21 protein-coding genes and 2 pseudogenes are annotated in these 22,124 nt (G+C 63.3%); 14 read left to right on the forward strand and 9 right to left on the reverse strand.

Going from position 1 to position 22,124, the window contains the following annotated elements:
- Positions 1-39: 39 nt before the first annotated feature.
- Together OHA25_RS13485 and OHA25_RS13490 are read right to left on the reverse strand one after the other, a co-directional pair.
- On the reverse strand, positions 40-315 hold the full coding sequence (locus OHA25_RS13485) for a DUF397 domain-containing protein (RefSeq protein ID WP_327587893.1): 276 nt from the start codon (positions 313-315) through the stop codon (positions 40-42).
- A complete protein-coding gene (locus tag OHA25_RS13490; protein ID WP_327587894.1) occupies positions 316-1,170 on the reverse strand; it encodes a helix-turn-helix domain-containing protein in 855 nt (284 codons plus the stop codon).
- A gap of 252 nt (positions 1,171-1,422) precedes the next feature.
- Between OHA25_RS13490 and OHA25_RS13495 the strand changes: the two genes are divergently transcribed.
- On the forward strand, positions 1,423-1,875 hold the full coding sequence (locus OHA25_RS13495) for an ATP-binding protein (RefSeq protein WP_327587895.1): 453 nt from the start codon (positions 1,423-1,425) through the stop codon (positions 1,873-1,875).
- A 17-nt stretch (positions 1,876-1,892) separates the two neighbouring features.
- Here the strand turns inward: OHA25_RS13495 and OHA25_RS13500 are convergent, their stop codons facing one another.
- Entirely contained in the window at positions 1,893-4,958 is a 3,066-nt protein-coding gene (locus OHA25_RS13500; RefSeq protein ID WP_327587896.1) for a DUF3427 domain-containing protein, read from the reverse strand.
- 767 nt (positions 4,959-5,725) lie between these two features.
- Between OHA25_RS13500 and OHA25_RS13505 the strand changes: the two genes are divergently transcribed.
- Both OHA25_RS13505 and OHA25_RS13510 read left to right on the forward strand, forming a co-directional pair.
- Positions 5,726-6,070, forward strand: coding sequence for an effector-associated constant component EACC1 (locus OHA25_RS13505; protein WP_327587897.1), 345 nt, complete (start codon positions 5,726-5,728; stop codon positions 6,068-6,070).
- On the forward strand, positions 6,067-7,698 hold the full coding sequence (locus OHA25_RS13510) for a caspase, EACC1-associated type (protein ID WP_327587898.1): 1,632 nt from the start codon (positions 6,067-6,069) through the stop codon (positions 7,696-7,698). The genes OHA25_RS13505 and OHA25_RS13510 overlap by 4 nt, the downstream gene beginning before the upstream one ends.
- A gap of 302 nt (positions 7,699-8,000) precedes the next feature.
- On the opposite strand, the gene OHA25_RS13515 is transcribed toward OHA25_RS13510, so the two are convergent.
- Positions 8,001-8,408, reverse strand: a complete 408-nt coding sequence (locus OHA25_RS13515; RefSeq protein ID WP_327587899.1) for a hypothetical protein — start codon at positions 8,406-8,408, stop codon at positions 8,001-8,003.
- A gap of 165 nt (positions 8,409-8,573) precedes the next feature.
- Between OHA25_RS13515 and OHA25_RS13520 the strand changes: the two genes are divergently transcribed.
- Complete coding sequence (locus OHA25_RS13520; RefSeq protein WP_327587900.1) at positions 8,574-8,750, forward strand: hypothetical protein; 177 nt, start codon at positions 8,574-8,576, stop codon at positions 8,748-8,750.
- Here the strand turns inward: OHA25_RS13520 and OHA25_RS13525 are convergent.
- Positions 8,747-10,258, reverse strand: a complete 1,512-nt coding sequence (locus OHA25_RS13525; RefSeq protein ID WP_442942107.1) for an IS1634 family transposase — start codon at positions 10,256-10,258, stop codon at positions 8,747-8,749. The two genes, OHA25_RS13520 and OHA25_RS13525, sit on opposite strands and share 4 nt — an antisense overlap.
- 161 nt (positions 10,259-10,419) lie before the next feature.
- Here OHA25_RS13525 and OHA25_RS13530 point away from each other — a divergent pair, with 161 nt between their 5' ends.
- Positions 10,420-10,656 (forward strand): hypothetical protein, encoded by a 237-nt coding sequence (locus OHA25_RS13530; RefSeq protein WP_327587901.1) that lies wholly within the window; start codon positions 10,420-10,422, stop codon positions 10,654-10,656.
- 145 nt (positions 10,657-10,801) lie between these two features.
- On the opposite strand, the gene OHA25_RS13535 is transcribed toward OHA25_RS13530, so the two are convergent.
- Both OHA25_RS13535 and OHA25_RS13540 read right to left on the reverse strand, forming a co-directional pair.
- Positions 10,802-11,569, reverse strand: a complete 768-nt coding sequence (locus tag OHA25_RS13535) for an SDR family oxidoreductase (RefSeq protein WP_327587902.1) — start codon at positions 11,567-11,569, stop codon at positions 10,802-10,804.
- A 195-nt stretch (positions 11,570-11,764) separates the two neighbouring features.
- Entirely contained in the window at positions 11,765-12,052 is a 288-nt protein-coding gene (locus OHA25_RS13540; protein ID WP_327587903.1) for a hypothetical protein, read from the reverse strand.
- Positions 12,053-12,120: 68 nt separating this feature from the next.
- Between OHA25_RS13540 and OHA25_RS13545 the strand changes: the two genes are divergently transcribed.
- Both OHA25_RS13545 and OHA25_RS13550 read left to right on the forward strand, forming a co-directional pair.
- A complete protein-coding gene (locus OHA25_RS13545; protein WP_327587904.1) occupies positions 12,121-12,600 on the forward strand; it encodes a MarR family winged helix-turn-helix transcriptional regulator in 480 nt (159 codons plus the stop codon).
- A 494-nt stretch (positions 12,601-13,094) separates the two neighbouring features.
- Positions 13,095-13,658: a hypothetical protein gene (locus OHA25_RS13550; protein ID WP_327591241.1), complete on the forward strand. Its 564-nt coding sequence runs from the start codon at positions 13,095-13,097 to the stop codon at positions 13,656-13,658.
- A gap of 84 nt (positions 13,659-13,742) precedes the next feature.
- Here the strand turns inward: OHA25_RS13550 and OHA25_RS13555 are convergent.
- Together OHA25_RS13555 and OHA25_RS13560 are read right to left on the reverse strand one after the other, a co-directional pair.
- Positions 13,743-13,880 (reverse strand): annotated as a pseudogene (locus OHA25_RS13555) (asparaginase); the annotation flags it as partial.
- A gap of 383 nt (positions 13,881-14,263) precedes the next feature.
- The gene (locus OHA25_RS13560) at positions 14,264-15,766 is read right to left on the reverse strand and encodes an MFS transporter (RefSeq protein WP_327587905.1); all 1,503 of its coding nucleotides are present in this window, start codon (positions 15,764-15,766) and stop codon (positions 14,264-14,266) included.
- A gap of 74 nt (positions 15,767-15,840) precedes the next feature.
- Between OHA25_RS13560 and OHA25_RS13565 the strand changes: the two genes are divergently transcribed.
- The 7 genes and pseudogenes from OHA25_RS13565 (at position 15,841) to OHA25_RS13585 (ending at position 21,780) form a co-directional block, all read left to right on the forward strand.
- Positions 15,841-16,746: a LysR family transcriptional regulator gene (locus OHA25_RS13565; RefSeq protein WP_327587906.1), complete on the forward strand. Its 906-nt coding sequence runs from the start codon at positions 15,841-15,843 to the stop codon at positions 16,744-16,746.
- A gap of 28 nt (positions 16,747-16,774) precedes the next feature.
- The gene (locus OHA25_RS61290; RefSeq protein WP_442942184.1) at positions 16,775-17,044 is read left to right on the forward strand and encodes an SDR family NAD(P)-dependent oxidoreductase; all 270 of its coding nucleotides are present in this window, start codon (positions 16,775-16,777) and stop codon (positions 17,042-17,044) included.
- Positions 16,956-17,228 (forward strand): annotated as a pseudogene (locus OHA25_RS61295) (SDR family oxidoreductase). Before OHA25_RS61290 ends, OHA25_RS61295 begins: the two are co-directional and overlap by 89 nt.
- A gap of 13 nt (positions 17,229-17,241) precedes the next feature.
- Complete coding sequence (locus tag OHA25_RS13570) at positions 17,242-17,739, forward strand: NUDIX hydrolase (RefSeq protein WP_327587907.1); 498 nt, start codon at positions 17,242-17,244, stop codon at positions 17,737-17,739.
- Between the two features lie 644 nt (positions 17,740-18,383).
- Positions 18,384-18,617, forward strand: a complete 234-nt coding sequence (locus OHA25_RS13575) for a hypothetical protein (protein WP_327587908.1) — start codon at positions 18,384-18,386, stop codon at positions 18,615-18,617.
- A gap of 459 nt (positions 18,618-19,076) precedes the next feature.
- Positions 19,077-20,060 carry a LacI family DNA-binding transcriptional regulator gene (locus tag OHA25_RS13580; RefSeq protein WP_327587909.1) on the forward strand — a complete coding sequence of 328 codons (984 nt, stop codon included), beginning with the start codon at positions 19,077-19,079 and terminating at the stop codon, positions 20,058-20,060.
- 475 nt (positions 20,061-20,535) lie between these two features.
- Positions 20,536-21,780, forward strand: coding sequence for an extracellular solute-binding protein (locus OHA25_RS13585; protein ID WP_327587910.1), 1,245 nt, complete (start codon positions 20,536-20,538; stop codon positions 21,778-21,780).
- Positions 21,781-22,124: the final 344 nt, after the last annotated feature.

The following is a 22,124-nucleotide window of genomic DNA, read 5'->3' on the forward strand; positions in this document are numbered from 1 at the left end:
CCACCTGGGGTGCCTGGGCGTTCTGCCAGATTCAGCTGCTCAAGTCAGATCGTCAAACTCTCCGTCCTTGACGCCACCAAAGAATGCTTGAAGTTCAGAACGAGTAAAAGCCAAGACAGGCCCGGTTGGGTTCTCGCTGTCGCGGAAGAGCACCAAGGGCCCTCGATCGGCCTTGTGGGGTGCATCCGCTGGGGCGCCGTCGGAAAGCGCGACCTCTACACAGCCGTTGCCGCCGTCGCTCCGCCGACTCTTCCGCCAGATGAGAGTGGTGGGATCGATTGGACTCGTGTGCATGTCTGGCAGATCCTCTTTCATCTATAGACGGCCAACCACTTCTGAGATCAGCTCTACCGATTCGTGTGGGCTAAGCGCCATTGCGCGCATTTGGTCAAAGGCGAGGCTATAGCGGTGAACCTCCCTATCGTCCTCAATCCAGAGGCTGCTCGTCATGCTCTCGATGTAGACCACGTCAGGGTCGTACACCTCGGGAAACGACAGGATGGAGAACGGGGTGTTGGCCCCGGGATGAGCGCCGACGGAGCTGGCCAGGATCTGGATCGTCACGTTGGGCAGTTCCGACAGTTGGATCAGAGACTCACACTGGGCTCTCATGATGTCCGCACCGCCGATCAGGCGATGAAGGGCGGCTTCATCCAGGACCATCCAAATGCTGAGGGGGCTGTCCAGATGGAGGATCCTCTGCCGCGTCATACGGATCTCGACGCGACGATCAACCTCAGAAGCGGACGTGAACGGGACCAGGGCCGCCTTGATGACCGCCCGTGCATAGTCCTCGGTTTGTAGGAGGCCGTGGATGAGAGTTTGAGAGAAGCACCGGATGGCGGTGGCCTCAGATTCCAGGCTGATGTAGTTCGCGTAGTCAGTTGAGATCGTCTCGTACGTATCCCACCAGCCGCGCTGCATAGCGGTTCGCGCGAGATCCGTGAGAGCGTCGCGCCTGGAGCCCGATACGCCGTAGAGGTCGAGAAGCGCCGTAAGATCGCCGGTCCGTACCCCAACCTGCGCTGTCTCGATGCGGCTGACCTTGCTGACGGACCACCCAAGCCGTTCTCCAGCCTGCTCGCCCGTGAGTCCAGAACGTTCCCGCAAGACGCGGAGCTCTGCTGCGAGCCTGCGGCGCCGGAGCGTGGGACCTCGCCCACCAGCCATTGTCAACCTCCTCTCAGCGTGTGGCCCACCAGTCTTCCGTACGTCGCAGACCTGTGCATCGCATGCAGGCAAGAGAATCGAGTAGCAAATTTGCAGTTCTGCTTGCATTAGCTGTCTGAGTGAGTCAAGCTTCGATTACACGCCGTGACTGCTGTGTCACACCGGGATGTAACCAGGCAATCCACGCCGTTCGATCAACGCGTGGATGCGAATGACCTGTGTGCGACCGGATGATTCTGAGGAGGTGGCGCGATGCGCGAAGTGTTCCTGGCCGAGTTGGTGTTCCCTGGGGTTTCGCGTTCTGTGTCGACAGCCCGGCATTGTGTCGGGCACGTCCTGACGATGGCGGGGCATCTCGACGTGAGCGGTGCTCAGCTAGTGGTCAGCGAGTTGGTCGGGAATGCTGTAATCCATACCATCTCGGGCTTGCCCGGTGGGCTCGTCGCAGTGGACATCACGGCAATCGGTGACGACCTGGCCCGGATCGATGTAATCGACGGCGGCTCGGCTACGGTTCCTCGGATGCGTGAGCCGACCGAGACGGATCCTCGGGGGCGGGGCTTGCGGATTGTCGAAGAGATGGCGGTCAGGTGGGGCGTGCGTGGCGACGCATGCGGAGGGACCGCGGTGTGGGCGGAGGTGCTCACAGTCGAAAGCACACCAGCCGGCGCGGCTGACCTGTCCGTCTGCAATATGGCGTCGTAAGGGTGAGTAGCAAGAACTCAGCCAGCGGTGGCCTTGGCATAGTGGAACACATCTGGTGGGAGCGGGTGGTTCAAGCGCCAAACGAATCGGATCGGCCGCTCACCGGCGTGGCTGACGTAACGCATAGGACCTGCATAGGTGTACGGCGGAGCCCCTAGTCCCTCGTCTCGCTTGGACTCTCGGATCAGCAGGTGAACCGTGGACTCGCCAGTCAGGTATCGACGAGCAGTAGGAGTAGAGGAACGGAGAGTACTCTGCGATTCCCACTGGAACAGCTCTTCGGTTATTGCCCGGTCGTGGTAAAGCGTCGTGGGAGAGTAGTGGTCCTCCGACTTGTCGATCGTGACGAAGAACAGGTCTGCTTGGTGCTCTTCGACGTACTTGACGCCTTCGCGCATGTAGGCCGGCCTGTCGATGCCGAAGGCGGCCAGCACCTCGTTCTTGCTGTAGCGGGCATGGATACGCAGGGGCACGATCGGGTCCAGCGTCGGGGCGACATGGCGGATTCCCGAGTGCAGCACTGCCGCCAGCTCGCGAAGCTCCGCGGCGCGGGCGCCCGTGAGTTGCGCAAGTCGGGCTTCCATGCCGGAGACAGGCTGGGTGCCACCCCACAACATCGCATCCAACATGGCTAGGAGACGTAGCTCACGAGATGACTGCGGAGTTCGCCCATTCAGCACCTCGGTCATGAAGGCGAGGCGCTCGACATCATCGATGTGCAGCATCCGACCGAAAGCACGCCCGAGCCCTTCGTCGGGAGGTGTTGCTTCGATACCCGCGGTGTGTCGCAGGTACGCCCACCCCTGCCGCCGTCGATAAAGGTCCTCCACGTCCAGCCCAGTCTCCTCCAGGAACTTGGACAAACTGACGTCGCCGAGTTCGCGAAGCTCGCCCGCCAGATCTTTCCAATTCAGGTTGAGCGCCTGTCGTACATTCTCAAGCACCAGCCGGCGCACATCACGGTCAAGGTCGATCACGCAGCCGGCGGGCAGAGTCGGAAAGCCTTGCTCGATCTCGCGGGCAATTCCGGTACGACTGGCACCGGTGAGCGCTCGATAACGTCGATCGAACCGGAACTGCTTGTGTTGATGGCCAACGAAGTCCAGCACGGTCAGGCACGGCTTGTCGTCGGCCAACCGCAGGCCCCGGCCGAGCTGTTGCAGGAAAACGGTGGCACTGTCGGTGGGGCGCAGGAAGAGGACGGTATCGATCTCAGGAACGTCGACGCCTTCGTTGAAGAGATCAACGGTGAACACCGCGTTGATCCGGCGTTCTCTCAGATCGCGCAATGCTCGGGAGCGCTCCTCCGACGAGCTGTGCGCGGTGACGGCGATCGAGGGTAGCCCGGCCTGGGTGAAGCGGTCGGCCATGAAGCGAGCGTGGTCAATACTCACGCAGAAGCCGATGGCCCGCATTTTCCCGATGTCGCCAATCTTGCGCTCCAGCGTCTCTAACACAACGGCAACGCGGCGGTCGTTGCCTGTGTAGACGCGGGCCAACTGGTTCGTGTCATAGCCCTGGCCTCGGCGCCAGCCAACCTCGCGCAGGTCGGTGCCATCGTGGACGCCGAAATACTGGAACGGGGCCAGTAGCCCACGCTCCAGCGCCTCCCACAATCGCAGTTCGGCGGCGATGCGACCGCCGAACCAGTGCTTGATGTCTTGTCCATCGGCGCGTTCGGGGGTCGCTGTGAGCCCGAGCAGCACTTTCGGGCGCACAGCGGACAGCAGCCGACGGTACGTCGAAGCTTCAGCGTGGTGGAACTCGTCCACGATCACCATGTCGAACGCGTCAGGCTCTGGCAGCGAGTTGGCGTGGAGCGATTGGATCGAGGCGAACACGTGCCGCCATTGCTCCGGATGGGAACCGCCAACGTACAGCTCGCCGAACGTCTCATCACGCATTACCTGCCGGAAGGTGAGCAGGCTCTGCCGCAAGATCTCCTCACGATGGGCAACGAACAAAAGTGAGTCGGTCTGCCCAGCAGCACGCAGCCGCCGATAGTCCAGGGCGGCGACCATGGTCTTGCCTGTACCCGTGGCCATGACGACCAGGTTCTGCTGTCGATTGTGGATATGGCGTTCGGCAGCAAGCTCGTCGAGTATCTCCCGCTGGTATGAGTATGGGCGGATGTCGACATGGGCGAAGTCGATAACGACGGATCGGTCGCCGGACCGCTCGGCAGACAGCGCGCGATCGAGCCGTTCGGCATCCTGTGCCGGATCATACGGTTCGAAAGATGGATCGGCCCAATAGTCGTCGAATGTGGCGGTGAACGTGTCGATCAGGTGTGGTTGCTCGGCTTGGGCGAGCCGTACGTTCCACTCGAGTCCATGGCTGAGGGCCGTCTTGGACAGATTCGAGGAGCCGACATAGGCCGTGGACAAGCCGCTGGCACGATGGAACAGCCACGCCTTGGCATGCAGCCGGGTCATACGCGTGTCATAGGAGACACGGATCTCGGCGCCCATGGAGGCAAGCCGGTCCAACGCGAGACGGTCCGTGGCGCCAATGTACGTGGTGGTCACCACCCTGAGCCGTCCGCCGTGCGCCAGAAATTCCTCGATCGCCTCCGCCAATACCCGGACACCGTTCCACTTCACGAACGCGCAGAGCAGGTCCACTCGATCGGCAGAAGCCAGTTCGCGCTTGAGTTCATGCCCGATCTCCGGCTGTCCCCGGCCGTTGACCAGCAATGCGCTACCCACAAGCGGGATCACTGGACGTGGAGGGAACCGCACCTGACCAGTCGCGTCCTTACTCCTGGCGATCCCGAGCAGCTCTTCAGCGGCCTCCACGAGATCTTCGGGCGCCGCCGCCTCAGGCACCAGATCACCGATCAAATCTGCGACACGGTTAACGATCTCAACCTGCCGGGCCAGTCGCAGGACATCACTCTCACCCCGTACGGCTCGCAAGGCCCGGCGTGTCAACGCTGCCAGATGCCGGGCCAGCGTTTCGTGGGAGTCGGCGGCATTCAACGAGCGCCGGTCGATCAGCTCGTGGTCGGACACGGTTCGCAGCAGGGCACCCATTTCGCGGGTGATCAGATGCTCGTAGATGCCCGGCTCAAGATTGCTCACGATCGCGACTATAGGGCGCCAAGCGCCGCACCGATGCAAGAACATCGGCGGCCGTCGGCCTTCGTGGCGATAGCGAACGAGCACACAAGCCGCTCCTACTTCCAAGAAATGTGATGTTGCCCCTGCCCGCATAGTCGCGATATGTCGCGAGTGGTGAGCAACTCTAAGGAAACGTGGCGCCCAGCGAACCCCTTGACGCGAAGGTCGGGTCTCGGCTATTAATCAACTCGCCCGCGATACCGCTGGGCCCATCCATGCCAAGGCTGTCAGTTCCAACTGGGCCGTACGACGGCCAGGTTTCCTGCCTTTTCGATAGCGTTCGCCTCCGGCGACTCTCGAATGGTGGCACACATGGATTCGCAGCCGTAGGAGCATTTCTCCACGTCACTGACCAGATCCTACTCATGGAGACGGCGTACGTGGCGGATGTCTTCTTGCTGACAACCTGAGGGCGGCAGCGGGCTGAGGATGGCGAAGTTCGGGGCGATGCCTGACGACAGGCGCCACCCACAGTTCTAGTTCCTCCTCCGGACGAGGACGATGAGGCGCCCATGCTGGCTTCCGCACGCCCAGCAGGGCCGCCCCCGGCCCACTCGCTCTGCTGTGTCCATGGGGCTCCGAGCCCTTGAGGTGAGCACCTCACGGCTGTTTGCTCGTGGCGATGGATCATTGGTCGGATTTCGTCGCTTTCACGGCATCTAGGAGTGTTGTCGATGTACTCTAGTTGCGTTGCACGTGATCAAGAGGACAGAAGTACGGGGTAGCCTTTGAGCATCAACATCCGGATCGCTGGTGACCATGCTGAGCAGGAGTTGAGGTCGTTATATGACTGGTTGCGCGATGAGCCGAACGTTCGCCAGCATGCGGAAATCCGTCTAGTTTCGAAAGAACTCAACTCTGATGAGATGGGCGATACGCTCGATCTCATCAGCCTAATAGTCACCAGCAGCTTGCAGGTGCCTACTCTTGTCGACGTTATATCTGGGTGGATAGGGACGCGGCGAGGGCGACCGAAAGTCACGATCGAGCGAGGTGAGATGCGGGTAGAGGTTTCCGGCACAAGCGCAGAGGAAGTTGTGAAGATTCTGAATGCCATGGAGCCTGACGATTGACTCTGCCTGATATAACCAAGTCGCGTGCAGTGCTCATCGGCACGAGCAAATATATGCACATGCACGAGCTATCAGCCGTTGAGAATAATCTGCAAGCACTACAAGAGTTATTTCAACATAAGACGCTCTGGGGTCTCCCTCCGGAGAATTGCACAGTCATATCGAATCCGCAGTCACCTGCTGAAATGCTCGATCCCGTGCGGGATGCGGTCGCTTCGGCAACGGAGACATTGCTGATCTATTTCGCCGGTCATGGATTGCTTGATTCGACAGGAAATGAACTGTATTTGACGCTGTCCACGTCAGACAAAGATCGACTCTACACTGCGGTACGTTATGAACACCTAAAGAATGAACTACTCGATAGCCAGGCCCGTCATAAAGTCGTCATATTAGACTGCTGTCATAGTGGTCGCGCACTCAGCATTATGAGTGGAGAAGATGATACCGGGCTCGTAGCAGACAGTGCCGCAACTAGTGGCACATACGTAATGGCTGCGGCTATGAAGAATGCCAAAGTAACGGGTATGTATAGCGCGTTTAGTGGTGAGCTGATTGACCTGATTCAGAAGGGTGACCGCGATAAGCCGGAATACCTTACCGTCGACATGCTTTTTACGCATGCGCGAGACATATTAAGAGAAAAAGGCTTGCCGATCCCTCAGAGGCGTGACAGAGATTTCGGCGCTAATCTGAAGATTTTCTATAATATAGAATACAGCAAGCCGCCAGAGCCAACAGAGCCGCATTATGGTCCTATTAATAGCCCAAGACCTCTTCGTATATTTGCGAGCCGTCGTGAGTTGCATGATGCTGGAATTCATAGGCCGCTGCAGGCCGGCATCTGCGGTACCGCGGAGCGTGGCGGTGCCGAGTCTATAGTGGTCTCAGGTGGTTATAAGGATGATCGTGACTACGGGGATGTGATCATTTATACAGGTCACGGTGGACGCGATTCTAATAGCGGTAAGCAGATTGAAGACCAATCGCCTAAACACTTTGGTAACGCTGCCTTAATTAAGAATATCATAACGGGGTTGCCTGTACGCGTTGTTCGGGGCGCTGCTGGCAACCCTGAATATTCGCCAGACTTTGGCTATAGCTATGATGGCCTCTTTAAGGTAACCGACTACTGGACAAAGCGGAGTGTAGACGGCCCACTTGTTCTGCAGTATCGACTTGAAAAGATCTCTGATTGCGTAGATTGGGAAAAAAATAGCACGGCTACCCATGTGCCAGATCTTAATCGCTGGGAGATAATTTCCGCAGGTGTCTATGTCGACATGGCCCTATCCGACAAGCTAAAGCGGCTATACAATTACTCTTGTCAAATTTGCGACGTCGTTCTGGAAGCGCCAGGCGAGCTACGTCTTGCGTACACTGTCCATATTAAAGGACTAGGACTGCCTCACAATGGTCCGGACGCAATGGACAACATGTTGTGCCTGTGTGCCAACCACCGCGATCTTTTCAAGTATGGTGCGATTGTTATCGATGGCGATTACCAAGTCGTGAATCAGGGTGACGAGGAGCCGCTTGGTGTATTGACTGTGAGGCATGAAATCAATAGGGAATATATACGTTACCATCGTGAGCATCACGTGAATCTATATCCCCGCGATAGATAAGGTTGCTGTTCCCCCGGTACGGCAGTTGCGGTTCGCGTTTGAGGATGGGTTGTTCCGTTGCTGATGTGGGGTGGTGGGGTACGGCGGTGTGTCGCCGGGGCGTGGGAACGGCAACCCGGCGAGGATCGCGGATGTGAAACTCGATAACCCTCGGCCCGTGCTCGCCGTACAGGCGAGCCTAGCGGCTGGCGGCGATGTTGACCCGCAGGCGTGGCACATCGGTTTCAAAGAGGCGATTGCCCAGGTTGCCCACTGCTTGTCTCGGAAAGATCTGCGCAGGAATGCTGGGGACTACTGCTGTACTAGACGTCGAAGCTGGCGATCCATTCGTTGATGAACTTCGATGCCTTGACGGCGAGAACGACGTCCTTCCTCGGCGCGGGTCCGAGGCTTTCGACAACCAATTCAGGTGATACGGGTTCCCCTGCAATGACGAGGTAGCACCCTAGGCCGTCACTCATTTGACGTGCCATCGAGGAGACAAACGCGTTGCGGCGGAATCTGTTACAGAGCAACAGTAGGTTCTGCTGTTCTAGTTCTGCTCTTAGCTGTCTCAATGCGTCTTCGAAGTCGATCAACGAATCGACTACGATAGGCGAAGCGTTCGCCCGATTCAGCCGTAGCTCGTACCCATCGCCATCAGTATGTGTTGTCACCTGGCATGGCAGAAGGGATTCGTCGGCGAGATTGACCAATTCGAGATTATGCACTGCTCACCTCGGCACGTAGTTGGGGTTCGGAATCCAGACGTCGTCCGCACTCCCGTAATTGCCTGGCTTCCAGCCTCCTCTGATCTGCGATGGATCGATCCGTTTGAACACCACCTCCTGCTCGTGGAATGGGCCCGGCGGTTCCTGCGCCTCACTCTCAACATTGTGACGAAGCTGCCGGGCCAGACCGGGTTCAAAGTGCTAGCCCGCAGGTGGATCGTCGAAAGGTCGATCGGGTGGATGATGAACGCCCGGCGCAACATGATCGACTACGAGCGACTGCCGCAGCATAGCGAAGCCCACCTGACCTGGGCCGCGATCACCCGAGTTGGCTCAATTTAGTGCGCACCTTCCCGGCCGTGGATCTGGTTGAGCGCGTCGCGTAGGTCGGCGGGCAGGGGGTCGGCGGCGGTGAGGCGGTGGCGGCCGGCTCGGATGTGGACGGTGCGGTAGCGGCGTGCAGTGCGGACGAACTTCTTGATGGACCAGCCGGTTCGGTGTTCGATCCATCGGCTGACGGCCAGGGCGGCGAACACGATGGTCAGGTGGGCGTCGATGGATTCGCGTTTGTGGTGGTAGATCGGCCGGGCCTTGAGGTCGTGCTTACTCATCCTGAAAGACTTTTCGATCTCGAAGAGCCGGTGGTATGCCTCGATCACGAACGCGGGTGTGACGCCGGGCAGGTTGGTGATGTAGCCCTTGAGCCCGGCTAACTCCCGCGCTTTGGCCTCCAGGTCCCGGTTGACGCTCTTGGCCGCTCCGGTGAGTTTGATGAACCTGTTGCGTTTGACCGGCGCTTGGCCGTCGACGGCGCGTTCGGCCTTGGCGACCTGCTCGTCGATCCCGCGCAGGGTGCGCCGGGCCCGGTCGGCCCGGTACTGGTAGTAGATCATCTGGTCCCGGCGGGACTGCGTAGCTGCGGCGGGCCAGGGCTGGATGAAGATGTGCCCGTCGGGAATCTGGGTGTCCGGGTGTTCACGCCGCCACTGCTTGACCACGTAGGGGACCTCGGGGATCTTCATGCCGAGGATGAATGACAGGCCGGCTTCCTCGATCGCCTGCTTGTTCGCCTCGGAGATCATCCCCGCGTCGGCCACGATGGTGACATCGGCGAGCCGGTGGGCGGTCATAAACGCACCGATCACCGGGAGCATGGTGTGCGTCTCAGTCTTGTTGCCCTCGAAGGCCTGCACCATCAGCGGGAACCCGGAGGCATCGGTCAGCAACCCGATCGTGATCTGCGGGTCCAGCCGCCGCTCCTTGGAGAAGCCCGGCTCACGGAACCCGTCCCCGGCGTCGGTCTCGAAATACAGGGTGGAGACGTCGTAGAGCACCAGCGAGGCCGGTCCCAGCCGGGCGTGCGCCGCGCACGCCTCGGCCAGGGCCGTGCGCCAGCGGTCTGCCGCATACAGCGGAAGCCGGCGTTTCACCGTCGCATACGACACCGAGGTGATGCCCGCTTCGTCCAGCACGCGCAGGCTGTCCTGCTTGCTGGTCGGTTCGATCACCCGGGCCAGCACCAGCTGCCGGAACACCTCATCACCCGCGGACGCGGCGTCGAACCCGAGCGCGGCATAGGCGCGGGACAGGGCATCCCACAGGTGCTCCATCCGGGAACTGGCAATCTCCAGCGGACCGCCCGCGGCCGGGCCGTCGTCCAGCCCGAGATCCAGCTCTTCCTGCCCGGCGGCCAGCCGCTGACGCGCGATGGCCTTGAGCATCTCCAGCTCGGCGTCGTCGTGCGCGGATCCGATGTGCTCGATCTCCCGCGACCCGCGGCGCGAGGAGTACACGATCTGCACCGCCCGCGCCCCTGAGGCCGTCTTCACCGTCCGCACGTACGGAGACACGGCCTACAGCGTAGAGACGCCCCCGATTTAGTGCGCACTTTTCGCCATCCTCGACGGCGGATCCCAAGGTCAGCGACCTACGACTCGGATTCGATCTTGAACGTGAGCCAAGTCAGGTCGTGGAATGGGCCCGGCGGTTCCTGCGCCTCACTCTCAACATTGTGACGAAGCTGCCGGGCCAGACCGGGTTCAAAGTGCTAGCCCGCAGGTGGATCGTCGAAAGGTCGATCGGGTGGATGATGAACGCCCGGCGCAACATGATCGACTACGAGCGACTGCCGCAGCATAGCGAAGCCCACCTGACCTGGGCCGCGATCACGCTCATGGCCAGGCGTCTGACCATGAAGAACGCGGCGTCTTGTAGTCAGGTCTGCGAGGTGTCGCCGCAAGCCGCGTGACGGTTCGGCAAAGCTCTGGTGACATCAGTTATCTGACCGCGTGGGTCCTCGGCGACGGCTGATGGGTCTGCCATCAAGGACGCCCTCGCCGAGGGCCTGGCTCACCGGGCGTCTGCACCGTTCGCCCGAGGCGATCTCGGAGCCATCACCAGGGCAGCGGGCCGTCCTCGCTGAAGAACCCGGCGGTGGGCCCATCCGCGCCGACCGTGGCCAGGCGCACCAGGACCGCGGCGCCCTGCGCGGGGGTCAGGTGCCCGGTGTGGTTGTTGCTGTCGGTGTCGACGTAGCCGGGCGCGACGGCGTTGACCAGCACACCGTCCTTGCGCAGTTCGTTGGCGTACTGCACGGTCAGCGCGCTGAGCGCTGACTTGGAGGGGTTGTAGGCGGCCGAGGGCAGCAGGGCGGTGAAGGGCCCGTCCGGGTCGCTGGTGAGGGTCAGCGACGCGGCATGGCTGTTGACGTTGACGACGCGCGGCGCCGGTGACCGCCGCAGCAGCGGCAGCATGGCGTTGGTCACCGTGATCACCCCGAAGACGTTGGTCTCGAAAACCGCTCGGACCATGTCCAGGTCGACGGTGCTGGGGATCTGATCGGTAGCGTCCGCAGGCGAGACCTGCCCGGAGCCGGTAATGCCGGCGTTGTTGATCAGGATGTCGAGGTAGCCGAAGCTCGCCTCGATCTGCTTGGCGGCGGCCCTGACACTGACCTGGTCGGTGACGTCCAGGGGAATCGCGTGCGCGTCGGCGCCGGCCGCGCGCAGCGCTGCAGCGGCCTCCTCACCACGCTGCGGGTCCCGGGCCCCGATCAGGACCATCATGCCCATCGCCGCGAGTTGCTCAGCGGCCGCACGGCCGATCCCCTTGTTCGCTCCGGTGACCAGCGCAATCTTCTGGTGGGTGGTCTGGTTGCTCACAGCTGCTCCATGTAGTGGAAGGTAGGTTCTTTCGAAAACGTGTCTTCGATGCTCGAGCGGAGACGGCTCGGGCGCCTGTGGCCTGGAAGTGGGAAGAGCGGAAAAAGATCGTCTGGTGGCGCCGCCCGGGACACACCCGAGACAGGTTGGTTCACGGTGGGAGGCGACCGAGACGCCGGATGTTTCCGGCGGGAGTCAGCGCACGCTGACCGTGACTTCGCCGCTGTAGGTCTCGCGTGTGTTGACAATCGGTGGCGGCAGTTGCCCGGCCGCTTCTCGCATCCCGCTCATGCCGTCAAGGAAGGCTCGATGCGAGGTCCAGTGCTGGGTCACGACGACTGTTTCCTGGTCTGGGGCCATCACGTCGAACGAGATGAAGCCGCTCTGGTGGCGCAGCATCGCGCCGGTGGCCTCGCCGCGCCGCACCTCCTCGGCGACGTTGGCCGGGGCCAGCTTGAAGATCGCCACTACCTGATAGGCCATCCCATACTCCTTTGGGTAACCGATATGTACGGTAAGCCGAACTATACGGTGAGGCTATCATTCTGTCCATGACCGAGATCCGCCTGCTGCCCGGCCTGCCGCTGATGCATACGCCGGCCGATCCGGCCGAGGAAGCGTGGCTGCTGATCGCCGAGGTGTCGGCACTGCGCACCGGCCGGTGGATGACGACGGCCGCGGAACTCGGCTTGACCGCGGTTCAGGCGCGGGCGCTGGTCGCGGTGGATCCCCATACTCCTGCCCCGATGGGTGTTCTCGGGTCGGCGCTGTGCATCGATCGAGCGTCGTTGACCGAGCTGGTCGATCATCTTGAGCATCGCGGCTACCTGGAGCGGCGAGCATCGCCGCAGGATCGGCGGGTAAAGGTGCTCGCCGTCACTTCGGCGGGCGCAACTGCCCGCGAACGCTTGATCGGGGCGCTCACCACACCTGATGCCACACTAGGCCGTCTGTCCGCCGAACAACTCGACACCATCGCGACGGCACTGCGCCGGGTACTGGCTGAAAGCGTTCCGATGACCGAGAGTTAGTCCTGGCCTGGGGATGTTGCGAAGACTCGTTGCGCCTGGTGAACGCGACTGAGTTGGCCTAGCTCAGGGTGCCCCCATTAAAGGTGAGGTGGTGGCTGACAACATGTTCGAGGTTGGCAGAACAAGATCAATACGGGATTGAAAACACCTTCTAGGGCCTGGTAGCCAGGAACAGAAAAATCCCAGCAGCAGCAAACAGCCCCACTGCCACAACGACCCAATGACGCGCCCGAGACCAGCCGGGCCCACCAGTGCGACCAGGTCAACGCCCGGCCGCGAACTCGCGCAGCACCGGCACCACCGCTTGGGTGGTGAGTGTGTGGTTGCGGCGATCTGCTCCCGCTTCCCTGACGGAAGGCTGCGGCGAGGTTCTCTAGAGCGGGTGGATCATCGTACAGGCGGACCCGCGCTCACCCCGCAGGCGGACGACGGGCGCCACGGTGACGGCGATCATAGATTCCGCTCACTGCAGGCTCTCGTCTAAGGACATGGACATGCTTAAGAAGTCTCTGCTGGCCGCGCTGGCGGCGTCGGCCGTCGCCGCCCTCACCTTGGTCCCCGCCGGCCCCGCCGCGGCCGCCACGATCGAGATCCGTCCCGGGCAGGTCTCGACCCTGAAACAGTCGAACAGCAAGTTCAGCTGCCCGACGAACGAAGTGTTGATCGGCCGCGGGCACCGCGGCGACGAGAACGGCGACACCACGTTCCACTGCGGCCGCATCTACATCGACAACGTCCAGGTCACGGTGCTCAAGTTAGACTTCTGGGGCACCCTGACGGATGAGAACAACCACGATTACCACACTCCGGCGAACCAGGCCATCACCGGGATTCGGCACGACGGGGACGAGAACGGCGACACCATCTACTACAGCGGCGCGCTGTTCTGGCAGGGCAAGGCGGTGCAGATCACCCCGAGGCAACTGGAAGGCTGGGTCAGGGAGAACAACCACGCCTCGATGGGCGGCACCAACCAGGTGATGACCGGCCGTAGGCACACCGGGGACGAGAACGGCTGGACTCAATACGAGTACGGCTGGATCTCGTACAGCGGCTGATCCCGGGAGCCGGGTGGCGAGCCATCCCGCAGGGACGCCGCCGCCCAGCACCTCCACCCGCTCGAACTCCGCCGCCGCGCCCACCTCGCACCCCATCGCCCGCAGCGCGCCCAGCGCGATCGCCGTCGTGGCCCGCGGGCTGCCGTCGATGACCTTCACCGCCGCCGCGTGCCTGGACTCCAGCGCCGCAACCAGCACGCCCTCGGCGCCGCCCTTGACCACGGCGCGGAGGGTGGCACTTGTCTGACGTGCCTTGCGCGCCCTCGAGAACCCCAGATATCAACGTCAGCGGCAGATGTTCCTCGCCGTGAACGAGTACGCCGAAGTGATTCTTTACCACGCGGTCGGTTCGACCATCTTCACCAACGCAGGCGATTCCCGGTTCGAGCTGGTCTGGTGTTCGGCCTAATACCCCTGCGGCGGGTAGGGCGGGTGCTGGATGTGCTGCACCGGCAGATGGCGGGTCAGGGTGTGGCACCACGGGTCATCTTGCGCCCATACAAGGCCGGGGACAGCCGGAGCGTACTTCTGATGGTTGTTGCCGGCCTGGCGGTAGCCGAGTTCCGCGACGCGACCTTGCCAGTCCGCGGCTGTCTGCCGGAGGTCTATGTGGTGTGTGCTTGTCCTCGTCGCGACAGCAGCGACTGCCCCACCACGAGGGCACCGAGGACGAGCACGGTGACGCCGATCACCCGGAGTCCGAGGTCCGCGCCCGAGACGAACGCCGTTACGACGTCGCGGGCGCTGCCGGTTGTGGTGGCGGCGAGTGCCTGGGCCACGGTGTGCGGATCATGATCGGCGCGGATGCCTGGCGGTAGGGCGGCGGCGAACCGGGCGTTGAACACCGTGCCGATGACGGCGACGCCGAGCGCGCTGCCGAACTCGCGGGTGGTGGCCTGCAACCCGGTCCCGACCCCGGCCTGGGTGGGCGGCAGCGACCCCGCGATGACGCCCGACAGCGTCGGCAGTGCCAGCGTCACGCCGACTCCGGTCACCACGAGCCATGCCGCGTAGCCGGCGTACGGCGTCTGCGCGCCGCTGGTGGACAGGCCAAGCAGCCCACCGCCGACGAACACGAACGCCAGCGCGATGGTGGCGTCCACGCCGATGCGCTGCGACAGACGTCCGACATGCCGTCCGCCGAGGATGACCGGGACGGTCAGCGGGATGACCCCGAGACCGGTCCACAGCACGCTGAAGCCCATGGCGTACTGCAGGAAAGACGCGTTGAGGTAGAACAGCGCGAACATGCCGAAGAAGACCGATGCCATGCCGAGGCAGGCGCTGCGCAGGCCCGGGACTCGGAAGACCCGAGGATCCAGCAGCGGGTACTCGACCTTCAGCTCGACGAGCGTCCAAGCCGCGAACAGCACGCCAGCGCCGACGAATCCGGCCACGACGACCGGGCTGCCCCAACCCGCCTCCGGACCCTGGACGATGCCGAGCAGCAGAGCCACCGACGCGCCGACGAGCAACATGGCGCCGAGCAGGTCCAACCGGCGGTCATGGCGCGGCGACACCGGCGCGATGCGTCCCACGAGCGCAGCGAGGATCAGCGAGATCGGTACGGCTGCGGCGAACAGCCAGCGCCATGATCCGCCGGACAGGGTGGCCCCACCGCCGACGTTGCCGACGACTCCGCCGATACCCGTCATCGACGCCCAGATCGCGATCGTCGCGCTCTTGCGTTCGACAGGTACGGCGTGCAGCAGGACGGCGAGCGTGTTGGGCAGCACAGCGGCGGCGCCGACACCGGTGATCGCCCGGCCAGCCAGCAGCAGGGCCACGTCCGGTGCCGTGGCCGACAGCAGCCCGCCCACCGCGAACAGCAGCAGTCCGGCCAGCAGGACACCCTTGCGCCCGAAACGATCGCCCGCGGCTCCCCCGGGGATCACCAGACAGGCGAAGACGATCACATAGATGTCGACGATCCAGACCAGCGCCGACGCCGACGGGTGCAGCGCACTGGCCGCGAGCATCGGAACGGCCAGGTTGACCGCGGCCACCATGCCGACGACGAGCACGACGCAGGCGCACATGACCGATAGCAGGCCGCGTCGGTTCAGCGAGGGTGCGGCGCGATCGCGGCCCAAGATGTTGAGTGCCATGGCCATCACGGTAGGAACGCCGCTATTCTCGCGCCACGCAACTTTCACAATAGCTTTTTACGTACTATGCAACTATGCAGGACCAGCTCGACCTCAATCTGCTGCGGGTGTTCGACGCGCTGCTCCAGGACGGCAGCGTCACGGGCGCGGCCGAGCGCCTTCACCTGTCCATCCCCGCCACCAGCCGGGCGCTCGGCCGGTTGCGGCGGGCGATGGGAGACCCGATCCTGGTACGCGCCGGTCGTGGGATGGTGCCCACCCCGTTCGCGCTGCGGACCGCGCCGCGGGTGCGGTCGCTGCTTGAAGAGGCCTCGGCGCTGATCAGCGCCGACCGCGACGTCACGATCGCCGACCTCAAGCGCACCTTCACGATCCGCATCAACGACGGCGTGGCTGCGACCCTGGCGTCAGCGGCGGTCGAAGCCGCCGCCGCGGTCGCCCCAGGTGTGACTCTGCGGTTCGTCACGGAGGGTAGTGAGAGCATTGAGGCTCTGCGCGATGGATCGGTCGATCTGGACATCGGCGCCGGCGATGTCGCCGCTCCCGACATCCGGACCACCGTGCTTTACCACGAACACGTGGTCGCCATCGTCCGCGCCGACAGCCCACTGGGCCGTCACCGTCGGCCGACGTTGGCGCAGTTGTGCCAGTATCCCCACGTCTCGGCCTCGCGCCGCGGCCTTGCCCGCGGGCCACTCGACGACGCGCTGGAGGCCGCGGGCCTCCAGCGCCACGTCGCAGCCGTCGTCCCCACCTTCGCCGTCGCCTTACTCGTAGTCGCATCCAGCCACTACGTCGGGCTCGTCCCTCAACGCCTCGCCGAGCAGTACGGCCAAGCCCTTGGCATCCGCTGGGTTCCCATCCCCACGGACCTGCCGGAAATCGACGTACGACTGCTCTGGCACGCACGGCTCGACGTCGATCCGGCACAGCGCTGGCTCCGCGACACGATCCGCGACACTTTCTGCTCCCCGTCCTGACGAGCACCCCAGCATCCCTTGGCGCGACCTGGATGAATCCGTGTGGCAGCGTGCTTTGGACGTCAACGTCACCAGCCATTACCGGTGCGCACGCGCGTTCACCGAGACGATGGTTGCGCACCAATATGGCCGCATCATCATCAACATCGGCAGCATCACCGCGCGCTGGCCGCCCCAGTCTGGTCGCATAGGCTGCGGCCTAGGCGGGGCTGCATGGTCTGACTCGATCGTTGGCTCGCGAACTCGGAGCGTACGGCATCTGCGTCAACACCGTCGTGCCCGGCCCGATCGAAGTTGAACGAGAACGTCACCTTCCGCCTGATCAGCGCACGCCCGTCGCTGCACAACTCACCCGGCAATGAGTGCCCCGCTGAGGCCAACCCGCCGACGTGGTCGCTGCGGTAACGTTCCTGGCAGGGCTTGCTGCTGCGTTTATCACGGGGCAGTTCCTGCACGTCGACGGCGGATGGCTGCTGCATTGAAAGGACGTAGCGCGTGAGCGACCGTGTCCGGGCCGTCCTGATCACGCCGGACGACAAGATGCTCACCATCGGGCGAATCCGGCCAGGACATGCGTCCTACTCCGTCCTGCCCGGCGGCGGTGTCGAAGACAGCGACCGCAGCCTCGAGGCGGCGCTACAACGCGAGATCGAGGAAGAACTCGGCGGCCAGGCCGTCATTCACTCCCTCATCCACATCGATGACAGTGTGCCTGGGCAGCGGCAGTACATTTTCCTGGCGCGCATCGACGCCTGGGATATCAGGGCGCGTTCCGGCCCTGAGTTCAACGATCCCGCCCGCGGCCAATACCTGCTGCAGGCCACACCGCTTACGCGCGAGGCCGTCGTTGGCTTGAACCTGCTGCCTGACGTGGTCGCTGTCCTTCTTGCCGATCATGTCCGCGTGCTGTTTGCCATGGCGGATCTTCGTGGGGCGTGTCAAGGGCAGCCAGGTGCAGTTCGGTGTGGGGAACGCCGAGACACGAGCCCTTGATCATCCGCGAGTGCGACAAGGTCAGCGCCCAGCCGCGAACTCGCGCAGTACCGGCACCACCGCTTCGGTGGTGAGTGTGTGGTTGCGGCGATCTGCTCCCACTTGGCCGTTGACAACAAGTTCTTCCAGGCAGGCGGCCATGTCGCTCCTGGTACATGGACATGAAGACATCCAGGCGGACAGTCACCACACGTCCGGTTGGGCGGACACTCGGTTGTCGTCAAGTGATCTCCGCAGTGCTCTGGCGAAGGCCATAACGACTGCGGACCTCGGCGCCCGTCGTACGTGGCTCGAGCTCTCGACGAGCAACTGCCTGGCGATAGCGTGCGGCGCTCCCGTAGGCCTGTGCCTCGCGCCAAGGCGTGCGTGGTGATCCCTCAGCAAGCAGTCCGTACCATCAGCGGCCTCGCCATACCGCTGACGGAGAGCAAGTGGGGCGTCCCCACTACACATGGGGGATGCTCGTTGAGGAACGAGTACACCCGATTTTCCCTCAACTGGTCCGTCCGCGACGGGGGCGAGGCACTGGGCCTCGCCCAGGAGAACTTCGGCAGACGTCGATTGGCCGACCTGCCGGCCGACCTCGGGAAGGGGTTGGTCGCTTACACCGGAGGCGAACCCAGAACGAGTCCCTACGTGGGACCGTGCCACGCGAGGCGTTCGTACTCGACGGCGTCGACCTGACCACCGCCTACGCCGACGACGTGGTCAAGACCAAGTGGGACCCGCACGGCAGGACGGTCAGCTCGATCTCGGCCCCGTGGCTTTCCCTGTCAACTCCGATCGTGTTGCGGAGTCCTCGACGGAGTAACTGTGCGCCGCCGGTCGCCGGGATCACAACGGCGTCGAGTGTCGGCGTACAGGCCCGAGTTGGCTGAACCGCGCACATCGGCCGGGGGTACCGGTGAACCGGTGGCGCGATTCGACCCTCACGCTGAGTCATCGTTCAATTTCTGGCTTCAGGACATAAGCCGTCCTTAGGCTCGGTCCGCTGTCCGGAGGCCATCCAGCGCCCTTGCGGGATCGGTCGCAGACGGGTTGGGGCGGGGTTGGTCATCGGCAACGACCGTCGAGGAAGTGCCCATACGTTCCATGAGTTCCGGCGTCGGAGAGCACTGCGGCTTGTTGGCTCCGTGAAGGCCAGCATCGCTCCAGCATCAGTGCGCGTTGGTCGGACTGGTACGCCACGGGACTCGCGGCGTTCATCCTCTTGACACGTCGGTAACGCGAATGAGACGGTCTGTACTCACAGTTTGAGCGCTCAAACCTAAGTCAGCTGCTCAAGATTTGAGCGCTCAAACTGATGTTGCGGCAGCTCGCAGCCCTTTGGAGGAGATGTGCATCCGCCCACCGTTGAGGATGTCGCCCGGGTTGCTGGGGTGTCGCGGCAGACCGTGTCGAACGTGCTCAACGCGCCGCAGCGGGTGCGTCCGGAGACCCGGGAGCGGGTCGAGGCGGCGATCGCGAAGCTGGGTTATCGGCCGAACCGGATGGCGCAGTCGTTGCAGGCTGCCACGTCCCGCATGATCGGTTACCGGATCAAGCCGGCGGATCCTCATGGGCTCAGCAGTATCCATGACCGGCTTCTGCATGCGATGTCCGAGGCGGGCCGGGCTGCTGATCACCACATGTTGTTGTTCACCGCCAATGACGAGGACGAGGTCGCGAACGTTCAGGCGTTGCACCGTGCCGGGGCGATCGACGGGGTGGTGCTGTACGGCATCGGGATTGACGATCCGCGGCCGCCGGCGCTGCGGCGGCTTCGTATCCCGTTCGCCGCGTTCGGCCGTACCGGGGTCGATTCGGACCACCCGTGGGTGGATATCGACAACGCTGCGGGTACTGCTGCGGCGGTGGAGCATCTGGTGGAGCTCGGTCACCGACGGATCGCGTTCGTGAGCGGCACCGTGGGCGCCGCTGTCGCGGACCGGTGTGCCGAGGGCTGGCGTACCGCGCTGGACAAGCACGGTCTGCTGGACGGCTCCCACGGTCTGAACCTTCGTGGTGAGGACACTATTGCCACGGGTGAGCGGTTCGGGGACGCGTTGCTCGACCACGCCGATCCGCCGACTGCCGTTGTGGGGGCCAACGACACGCTGGCCATTGGCGTGCTGCGGGCCGCACGTCGCCGAGGGGCGCGGTTGGCCGTGGTGGGTTTCGATGACACCCCGGCCGCCGTCGCGATGGACCTGTCGAGCGTCCGGCAGCCCATCGAGGCCGTAGGCCACGCCATCATCCGCGCTCTGCTCAACGAGGGAGGCCCGACCGGTCTCTTGCTCAACCCGGAGCTGGTCGTCCGGGCATCGAGCGCCTTGCCCTGACGGTTTCGACACTGGGAGCGAACCTCATGACCCGAAGATCCTTGCTTGCCCACAGCGGATGCGTTCCCTGAAAGGGCAATCGACGAATGTGGACACCACCGAAACACCATTGAGTCGACGACGTCGCCAACATTTTGGCGCGCTGACCGGGCGAAATACGCCCCGACATGTTTCCTGGTGACGACACCAGGATGGCTGGACTGCAGCGATTTCGCCGAATCCGCGCAGATTGAGTGGTGAGGTCGACCCGGCTGGGCGACTTCCGTGACCCCTTCAAGCATTCGCCTCACGTGGTGAGGACGGTTAATCCTGGGCGCCGATCGGGATCGGCGTCTCTGGGAAGTATGCGATCCCCAGTTCATCACCCATGCCTTGTCGCGCTCGCATGTCCTCGAGAGAGCACGGACTACGCGGGCAAGTCAACTGCACCACCCAAGAGCGCCGGCGTTTGTCGGGCGTAGAGAGGAACGCTGCGATGAAGAAGAGAATCGTTGCCACCGCCATTTTGGGGTCAGTCGCGCTGCTGCTTTCCGCGTGCAGCTCCGCCGAAGGGGAAAAAGCTGGAGGAACGACCACCATTTCGTTCTCGCACTGGGGTAACAACGAGGAGGCCGCCACGCTCAAAAGCATGGTTGCGGCTTTCAAGAAGGGAAACCCCGACGTCGACGTTCAAATCAACTGGGTCCAGAGCGACTACGAGCAGAAGCTGCAGACCACCATCGCCGGTGGTAAGCAGCCCACAGTTGCTCAGATCTCGAACAACACCCTCCCCGGCTTCGCCGCCGCCTTCGCCAAGCAGGATGTTGACTCGTCGGCCTACTACACGGACACGTTCGTGAAGAGCATGACGGTCGCCGGAGAGGTGAAAGCAACCCCGTTCGTCGCGAAGCCCAAGGTCATGGCTGTCAACGCGGCGCTGTTCAAGGCCGCAGGGGTGGACCTGCCGTCCGCCGACACCCCGATGTCGGTCGTCGACTTCATCGCCCTCGCCAAGAAGCTCACCTCGGGCACCGGCAAGAGCAAGAAATTCGGATCTGGCCCGCTGTACTATCCGAACTGGCTCATTACCAACGGCGGCGGCGTCTACAACGCGGCGGGTGACAAGTGCACGCTCGACTCGCCGATCGCGGCGACGGCCGCCGACACCATGATCGCCGCGCGGGCCGCCGACGGTTTCACCCCGACGCCGGCAGATGCCGACGGTCAGGACATGTTCGAGTGGCTGGCAACCGGTCGACTTGCCATGCAGCCCGACTTCGGCCCGTGGGACATCCCCAAGCTGGTCGCCCTGAAAGACCCTGACATCAAGCTCGTTCGCGTGCCCGGTGCCGGTCAGCCGATGGAGGTCACCGGCCTCGGAATCTCCTCCAAGGCCACCGGGGCCGAGAAGACCGCAGCCACCGCTTTCGTCAAGTTCATGAGCACGTCCACTGACGCCCAGAGCCTCCTGACGACAGCGAAAGCGTCCCTCGGCGTTCCCGTGATCAACGGTGCGCTGGACAGCTTCAAGCAGGTCGCGCCTGACCTCAACCTCGCGGCGTTCACTGAAGCGGTCAAGGTAGGCGTGGTCGAGCCGGGCACAGTCAAGGACCCGCAGATTCGAACCGCGATGCTCGAAGCACTCAACAACGACACGGCACTCGGCGCGGGCAAACAAGACCCGGCCAAGGTGCTCGCGGCGTTCAACCAGACCTGCCAGAGCATGCTCGGACAAGGCTGACGGCCCGGCGATGATCTAGCTGGTCGGCGGGATGTCAGGATCGGGGCCGTCGAGTACTCGGCGATGAGCGACGGCCCTGGCTGTGAACCTCGCCGTGTGTGACCGCGCCTGAATGAGCGGCAGTGGCTGCTGCTCGGTGCAGCGCTGCGGCGATCGGGCGCGACGTTGCCGCGTCGGACACGTTCATCTCGATGAACTGGCGGGGGTCGACCGTCGACCGACGATCAGTTCGTCATCGAGACGATCGCCGCGACCACGACCGACACGGGACTGCCCGTTGCCGCGGTTGCGGATACCAGCACCTATTCCACCGGTCCGTGTCGGTGACGCACAGATCAGAGCTG

This window comes from Nonomuraea sp. NBC_00507 (genome assembly GCF_036013525.1).
Classification (GTDB): Bacteria; Actinomycetota; Actinomycetes; order Streptosporangiales; family Streptosporangiaceae; genus Nonomuraea.

Excerpts from the sequence above, each read along its gene's own strand:
- OHA25_RS13485 (WP_327587893.1), bottom strand. The coding sequence starts at position 315 with ATGAAAGAGGATCTGCCAGACATGCACACGAGTCCAATCGATCCCACC.
- OHA25_RS13490 (WP_327587894.1), bottom strand. The coding sequence starts at position 1,170 with ATGGCTGGTGGGCGAGGTCCCACGCTCCGGCGCCGCAGGCTCGCAGCA.
- OHA25_RS13495 (WP_327587895.1), top strand. The coding sequence starts at position 1,423 with ATGCGCGAAGTGTTCCTGGCCGAGTTGGTGTTCCCTGGGGTTTCGCGT.
- OHA25_RS13540 (WP_327587903.1), bottom strand. The coding sequence starts at position 12,052 with ATGGCCTATCAGGTAGTGGCGATCTTCAAGCTGGCCCCGGCCAACGTC.
- OHA25_RS13545 (WP_327587904.1), top strand. The coding sequence starts at position 12,121 with ATGACCGAGATCCGCCTGCTGCCCGGCCTGCCGCTGATGCATACGCCG.
- OHA25_RS13550 (WP_327591241.1), top strand. The coding sequence starts at position 13,095 with ATGCTTAAGAAGTCTCTGCTGGCCGCGCTGGCGGCGTCGGCCGTCGCC.
- OHA25_RS13560 (WP_327587905.1), bottom strand. The coding sequence starts at position 15,766 with ATGGCACTCAACATCTTGGGCCGCGATCGCGCCGCACCCTCGCTGAAC.
- OHA25_RS13565 (WP_327587906.1), top strand. The coding sequence starts at position 15,841 with ATGCAGGACCAGCTCGACCTCAATCTGCTGCGGGTGTTCGACGCGCTG.
- OHA25_RS13585 (WP_327587910.1), top strand. The coding sequence starts at position 20,536 with ATGAAGAAGAGAATCGTTGCCACCGCCATTTTGGGGTCAGTCGCGCTG.